The following is a 7,540-nucleotide window of genomic DNA, read 5'->3' as shown; positions in this document are numbered from 1 at the left end:
AGCCCGCCGGCCCCGCCGTCGATGAAGCCGACGATTCCGTCGGCGCCGCGGCCGCCGGTGCCTGCGGTGCCGGCGTTACCGCCCAGGCCGCCGTCGCCGCCCTTGGCGTCCGCACCCGCAGTGCCTCCAACGCCGCCGGTGCCTGCGTTACCGCCGGTTCCGCCGGTTCCACCAGCGCCACCCTTTCCGCCGGCACCGCCGTCGCCGCCGGCCACACCTGCGCCGGCATTGACCCCGGCGACGCCGCTGGTGCCGTTGACGCCTGCTCCGCCGTGGCCTGCTGCTCCGCCGATACCGCCGGCGGTGGCTGCGCCACCGTTGCCGTTGGCCCCGGCGTTCGCGCCAACTCCGCCGGCTGCGCCGCCGTTGCCACCGTTGCCGCCGCTGGCGCCATTGCCACCGGCGCCGCCGTCGCCGCCGAGATAGCCGTCGCCGCCGTTGACACCCGCAAGACCGGCAGCGCCAGCTGCGCCGAGGCCGCCCTTGCCCGCAATGCCGGCCGCGCCACCGTTACCGGCCGCACCACCATCACCAGCCTTGCCGGCGATGTCGCCGATACTGCCGGCAGCGCCGCCCTTACCCCCGGCGCCACCATCAGCGCCCGCACCGGCGTTACCGCCAGCCTGCCCATTGCCGCCAGCACCGACGGTCGCGATGCCGTTGCTGCCATCGACACCCGAACCGCCCCTACCGCCGGCACCGCCGATACCGCCGGCACCACCGTCACCGGCCTTGGTACCGACACCGCTGGCGTTGCCACCAGCACCACCGTCGCCACCCTTACCGCCCGCAGAGCCAGCAGTGCCGCTCTCACCCGCATTGACGCCGCTGGTGCCTGCCGTGCCGGCTAGGCCGTTGCCGCCGGCGCCGCCCGCGCCACCGTTGGCGCCGAGACCGTTGGCCGCGCTGGTGCCAGTGCCACCCGCGCCCGCGCCGCCGGCCCCACCGGTACCGATCGCTCCGGCGTTACCACCCAGGCCGCCGGCCCCGCCATCAATCGCGCCGGTGACGCCGTCGGCGCCCCGGCCACCGACTCCGGCGGTGCCGGCGCTGCCACCGAGCCCACCGTCGCCGCCCTTAGCGTCAGCACCCGCAATGCCGCCAGTTCCGCCGGTTCCTGCGTTACCGCCGGTTCCACCGGTACCACCAGCGCCACCCTTGCCGCCGGCCCCACCATCGCCGCCGGCCACACCTGCACCGGCATTGACCCCGGCGACACCGGCGGCGCCATCAATACCGGCGCCACCCTTGCCCGCTGCTCCGCCGAAACCACCGGCGCTGGCCGCGCCACCGTTGCCGTTGGCCCCGGCGTTCGCGCCGATCCCGCCGGCTGCGCCGCCGTTGCCACCGTTGCCGCCGCTGGCACCGTTACCACCGGCGCCGCCATCGCCACCGAGGTAGCCGTCGCCGCCGTTGACACCAGCGAGACCGCTAGCGCCGGTGGCGCCGAGGCCGCCCTTGCCCGCAATGCCGGCCGCGCCACCGTTGCCGGCCGCACCACCATCACCGGACTTGCCGGCGATGTCGCCGATGCCGCCGGCAGCGCCGCCCTTACCGCCCGCACCGCCATCAGCGCCGGCACCGGCGTTACCGCCGGCTTGGCCATTGCCGCCAGCACCGACGGTCGCGATGCCGTTGCTGCCGTCGACACCCGAACCGCCCTTACCGCCGGCACCGCCGATACCGCCGGCACCACCGTCACCGGCCTTGGTTCCGACACCGCTGGCGTTGCCACCAGCACCACCGTCGCCACCCTTACCGCCCGCAGAGCCAGCGGTGCCGCTCTCACCCGCATTGACGCCGCTGGTGCCTGCCGTGCCGGCCAGGCCGTTGCCGCCGACACCACCCGCCCCGCCATCAGCACCCAGGCCATTGGAGCCGGATAGGCCAGACCCGCCGCCCGTGCCTCCGTTGGCTCCACCGACACCGCCGACGCCGATCGTGCCGGCGCTGCCGCCCTTCCCGCCTGCGCCGCCATCGATCACGTTCCCCACGGCATCGGCGCCCTGACCGCCGTCGCCGGCCGTGCCTGCGTCGCCGCCAGCACCGCCAACCCCACCGAGGCCGTCCGTGCCAACGCTGCCGCTGCCTCCACCGGCTTTGCCACCGGTACCGCCGGCACCACCAGCGCCACCCTTACCGCCGCCACCACCGTCGCCGCCAGCCAAACCTGCACCGTTGTTGGTTCCGGCAATGCCGTTGAAGCCGTCAAGCCCGGCGCCACCGGCACCTGCGGCACCGCCTGCACCACCGCTGCTCGCTGACCCGCCGTTGCCGTCGATACCCGCGGTTGCGCCGAGACCGCCAGCAGCGCCGCCGACACCACCCTTGCCGCCGTCGCCGCCCTTGCCTCCGGCGCCGCCGTCTCCACCGGCGTAACCGTTGTTGCTGACCTGGGAAACACCGTCCTGGCCCTGGGCCCCTAGGCCGCCCTTGCCTGCAACGCCAGCATCGCCACCGTTGCCAGCGGCGCCGCCGTTGCCGGCGTTTCCGGCGACTGCACCGGTACCGGCAGCGCCACCCTTACCGCCGGACCCGCCGTCACCACCGCTTCCGGCGTCACCGCCAGCCTGGCCGGCGCCACCGATGCCCTGAGTTTCGAGACCGTCGCGTCCGTCGACACCGCTCCCGCCCTTGCCTCCGTCGCCACCACTACCTCCGGCACCACCGTCACCCGCTCGGGTGCCGGGCCCACTGGCGTTACCGCCGGCGCCTCCTTCACCACCGCTACCGCCGGCGAAGCCATTGGTGCCACTGTTGCCGGCGCTAACCCCGTCGTTGCCGGCCTTGCCGACGATGCCGTTGCCGCCGTCTCCACCCTTCGCGCCGTCAGCGCCCACACCGTTGACCCCGTCGGCGGCCTTGCCGCCGATGGACGGGCCATTGGCGCCACCAGCGCCACCGGCACCGACTCCGCCGGCGTCACCGCCGGCACCACCTGCACCGCCATCGAGGAAGGTGCTGGTGCCGTCCGCGCCGCGGCCACCCTGCCCCGCCGTGCCTGCGTTCCCGCCCTGGCCACCTACCGCGCCCTTACCATCGGCACCCGCCGTGGCCGTGCCGCCGCCGGCACTACCGCCAGTGCCGCCGGAACCGCCAGCACCGCCCTTGCCGCCCATGCCACCGTCGCCACCGGCTAGACCTGCGCCGTTGTTGACTCCGGCCACACCGTTGGGGCCGGCAGCGCCGGCGCCACCCTTGCCGGCCGCACCACCAGCGGCGCCATTGCTGGCCGTCCCGCCGTTACCGTCCTTGCCGGCTGTACCTCCGGTACCTGTACCGGCCTGGCCGCCGGCGCCACCGTTACCGCCATTGGCGCCGCTGCCGCCGGCACCACCATCACCACCGGCATAGCCCGAGCCATTGTTGACCCCGACCACGCCACCTGCGCCGTTGGCGCCTAAACCACCCTTGCCCGCAACGCCGGCGTCGCCACCGTTACCTGCCGAACCACCACTTCCGGACTTGCCGTCGGTGGCGCCATTGCCGGCTGCACCACCTTTGCCGCCGGCCCCGCCGTCACCACCACCGCCAGCGCTACCGCCGGCCTGACCGCCGCCCGCGCCGGTGCCATATTGGTCGACCCCGGCAACCCCGTTATTGCCGTCGAGCCCTGAGCCACCCTTACCGCCGGCGCCACCGACACCACCGGAGCCACCGTCACCGCCGAAGGTGCTGGTGCCGCTGGCTTTACCGCCCGCGCCGCCATCTCCACCCGCGCCGCCGGCAAGACCGTTGGTGCCGCTGCCGCCCACATTGATGGCATTGTTGCCTGCTGTCCCGGCCGCGCCGTGACCACCGTTTCCACCGATTCCACCGTTGGCGCCCGAACCAACGAGGCCGGCCGCGGCCGTGCCGCCGCCAATCCCGCCGTTGGCTCCGCCATTGCCGCCCACACCGACCGCGCCCGCGTTACCGCCCGCACCACCGGACCCGCCGTCGACAAACGCGGCGGTGCCGTCGGCTCCGCGACCGCCAGCACCGGCTGTGCCGGCACCGCCGCCATTGCCACCAAGCCCGCCGAGGCCGTCCTTACCGGCGCTTGCGCCGACACCCCCGGCAGCACCGCCGGTGCCGCCGGCACCCCCGTTGCCCCCGGTACCGCCTGCGCCGCCGTCACCGCCGGCGACACCAGCGCCGTTGTTGATTCCGGCCACACCGTCGCTGCCGTTGACGCCCGAACCGCCCTTGCCGGCAGCGCCACCGCCGCCGCCGTCACTGGCCGCTCCACCGGAGCCATCAGCTCCGGCCTTGCCGCCGGCCCCGGTGCCGGCGAGCCCGCCCGTGCCGCCGGTGCCGCCGCTGCCGCCCTGTCCGCCGTCTGCGCCATTGCCTCCGGAGTAGCCCTGACCGCCGTTGACCGTGCCACTGGCGCCATCGGCGCCCGTGCCGCCCTTACCTGCCACGCCTGCGGCGCCACCTTTGCCGCCCGCGCCTCCGTCGCCCGCGCTACCGGCGGCGCCGCCATTGACACCAGCCGAACCCGCGGCACCGCCCGCGCCGCCGCTGCCGGCAGCACCACCAGAACCTGCGTTACCGCCGGAAGTACCTGATCCGCCGACGGTTGCGGTCGCCGACCCGTTGGTGCCGTCAACACCGCTGCCGCCGGTACCGCCGTCGCCACCTTGACCACCGGTGCCACCAGTGCCGCCTTGGGTGCCTACGCCGCCGGCCGCACCGCCGACTCCACCGTCACCACCCTTGCCGCCACCGAAGCCGCTTGTTCCGCTGGCGCCTGCGCCCAAACCGTCGGTGCCGGCCTTACCAGCGGCACCGTCACCGCCGTCGCCGCCGTCGCCGCCGTTGAGGCCGATCCCGGCTGCGCCATCGGCGCCGGTGCCGACGCCGCTGCCATTGGTGCCACCCTTACCGCCAGACCCAGCCAGTCCGGCGTTGCCGCCCGCACCGCCACTGCTGCCGTCCAGGTAGCCGGCGTCGCCATCGGCGCCGCGGCCACCGTCGCCGGCCTTGCCCGCGCTACCACCTTGACCGCCAGCTCCGCCGGAGCCGTCTGCGGCGGAGCTGCCGCTCTTGCTGAGGACGCTGCCTGCCTGCCCGCCCGTTCCACCGGTGCCACCGACACCACCGTTGCCGCCGTCACCGCCGGCCGTTCCCGTCTGTCCGGCAACCGCTCCATCTTTGCCAGTGACACCGGACCCACCGGTTCCGCCGGTTCCGCCGATACCACCGGTACCGCCGGCGCCGCTGTTGCCGGCAAGCGAACCGCTGTTGCCGCCGACGCCACCGTTACCGCCCGATCCTCCGGCAGAGCCAGTCGTGCCACTATCGCCGGGATTGACTCCGCTGGTGCCGGCTTTACCGGACGCACCGTTGCCGCCAGCTCCGCCGACCCCGCCGTTGCCGTAGTTGCCGCCGTTACCGCCACTGCCGCCGTTACCGCCGGTCGCGCCGGCAACACTGCCGCCGGCGGCGTCGTAGCCTGCGCCGCCGTTGCCGCCGTTTCCGCCCGCTCCGACGACCGTGGTGCCAGTCTTGCCCGTGGCGCCGCCGACCGAGCCTGATCCGCCCTGGCCACCGGCACCACCGACACCGTTGTTGTTGCCACCGTTACCGCCATTACCACCGTGCGGGCTGGCCGCATTGCCTGCCGCACCATTGCCACCGTTGCCGGCGAGCCCACCCGTGCCGCCGTCCCCGCCCGCGCCACCGCGCCCGACGATGCCGTTCTCGCCGAACAGCAGTCCGCCCTGGCCGGCGGCGCCGCCGTGGCCACCGTTGCCGCCGGTCGCACCGAGCCCGCCGTCGCCACCGGTCCCGCCGTTACCACTGGGGAAGGTCCCGTCGGCACCGTTATTGCCTTGGAGCCCGGTACCGCCGCGTCCCCCGATGCCGCCATTGCCACCGTTGCCGCCGTCGCTAAACAGCAGACCACCGCGACCGCCGGCTCCACCGTTGCCGCCATGGCCACCAGAGACACCTGTGATGCCTGCCCCGCCGTTGCTGCCGTTGCCGCCGACGCCACCGTTGCCGTACAACCATCCGGCTGCGCCGCCGCCACCGCCGTCGCCGCCGCCGAACCCTGCACCGCTGCCTCCACCACTACCGCCGGTACCACCCGTGCCGAACAGAAATCCGGCACTGCCGCCCAACCCGCCGGTTCCGCCTTGTGTCGCGGCCGTACCACCCGTGCCACCGGCCCCACCGGTGCCGTATAGCCCGCCTCCACCGCCGGTGCCACCAAATCCGCCCGCGCCGGTATTGCCCTGCCCGCCGGTTCCGCCGGCGCCACCCGAAGCGCCGGACAGCAAGCCGGAGTCACCACCCATGCCGCCGGTACCACCGACGCCACCGGTCCCGCCCGCGCCACCTGCCCCGGCCGCGCCTGCCAGCAGACCGCCATGACCGCCATGGCCGCCCAGCCCGCCTTGTCCGCCGAGCGCCGGGCCGGCTCCGCCGGCGCCACCGGCCCCACCCGCGCTCAACAGCCAGGCATTCCCGCCAGCGCCGCCGGTTCCACCAATTCCAGCGGCACTGTTGTTCGCCCCACCCGCACCACCGGCGCCACCGTCGCCGTATAGGTAACCGCCGCCGCCACCTGCCGCGCCCGTTCCACCGTTGGCGCCGGCACCTCCGGCGCCACCGATGCCGCCGGCGCCGAAGAGCCACGCACGGCCACCCGCTCCGCCAGAGCCGCCGAATCCGAATCCACTCGTGCTGCCGCCGCCCAAACCACCGGCACCACCGCTGCCGTACAACCATCCGCCAGCGCCGCCCGCACCGCCGGAACCCCCGCTGCCGACCGCCGAGAAGCCACCGGCTCCACCGACACCGCCGTTGCCGATTAGTCCTGCGCTGCCACCAGTCCCGCCGGCTTGCCCGGTCGCACCGCCCGCGCCGGCACCACCGTTGCCGTACAGCAATCCACCGGCCCCACCGGCTTGGCCGGGTGCAGTGCCGTTTGCGCCATCGCCGACAAATGGCCGCCCGAACAGTGCGTAACTGGGCGCATTGAGCACACCCGCGACGGCCTGTCCGATAGCTTCCAAAGGCGCCGCGTTGGCCGTCTCGGCAAGGGCGTATTGGCCGGCCCCCGCGATCAAGTACTGCTGGAACCGACTGTGAAACGCCCCGGCTTGTGCGCTGATGTCCTGATACGCGAGACCGTGAGTGCCGAACAGGGCCGCAATAGCCGTTGACACTTCGTCCTGAGCTGCGGCCACCAGGCTGGTGGTCGCAGCGGCCGCAGTCGCGTTGGCCGTCTCGATTGACGAACCGAGGCCCGCCAATTCTGAAGCCGCTCCAATTAGCACATCTGGTGCTGCGATCAAATACGACATGCAAACCCGTTCGTTTATCGGACAGGACCCAAGAATCGCGAAATCACCACGGGTCATGTTAATTTGGCAAAGCCGGTACGAAGATAACTCGAAACCCGTAAAAACAAATAATATCTCCGCCAAAAACCTAGTAGTTAATCCAAAAAGTCTTTGTGCGTACGCTTGTACCGCACGCGGTTAGTCCGAAATGTGACTCAAGGTGTCAAACGGAATCAGTATTGAACATGTGCTTAACAGGCGGT

The 7,540-nt window shown here is 73.1% G+C and carries 1 protein-coding gene; it reads right to left on the bottom strand.

The annotated features are described in order from the left end of the window. Nucleotides 1–7,298 (bottom strand): PE family protein (locus tag ACZY1I_RS30580; protein ID WP_463761232.1); only part of this gene is annotated, 7,298 nt, incomplete at its 3' end. Between the last annotated feature and the right edge of the window lie 242 nt (nucleotides 7,299–7,540).

This window comes from Mycobacterium sp. IDUB_37, from assembly GCF_055419245.1.
This window is presented reverse-complemented; position numbering and strand designations above follow the sequence as displayed.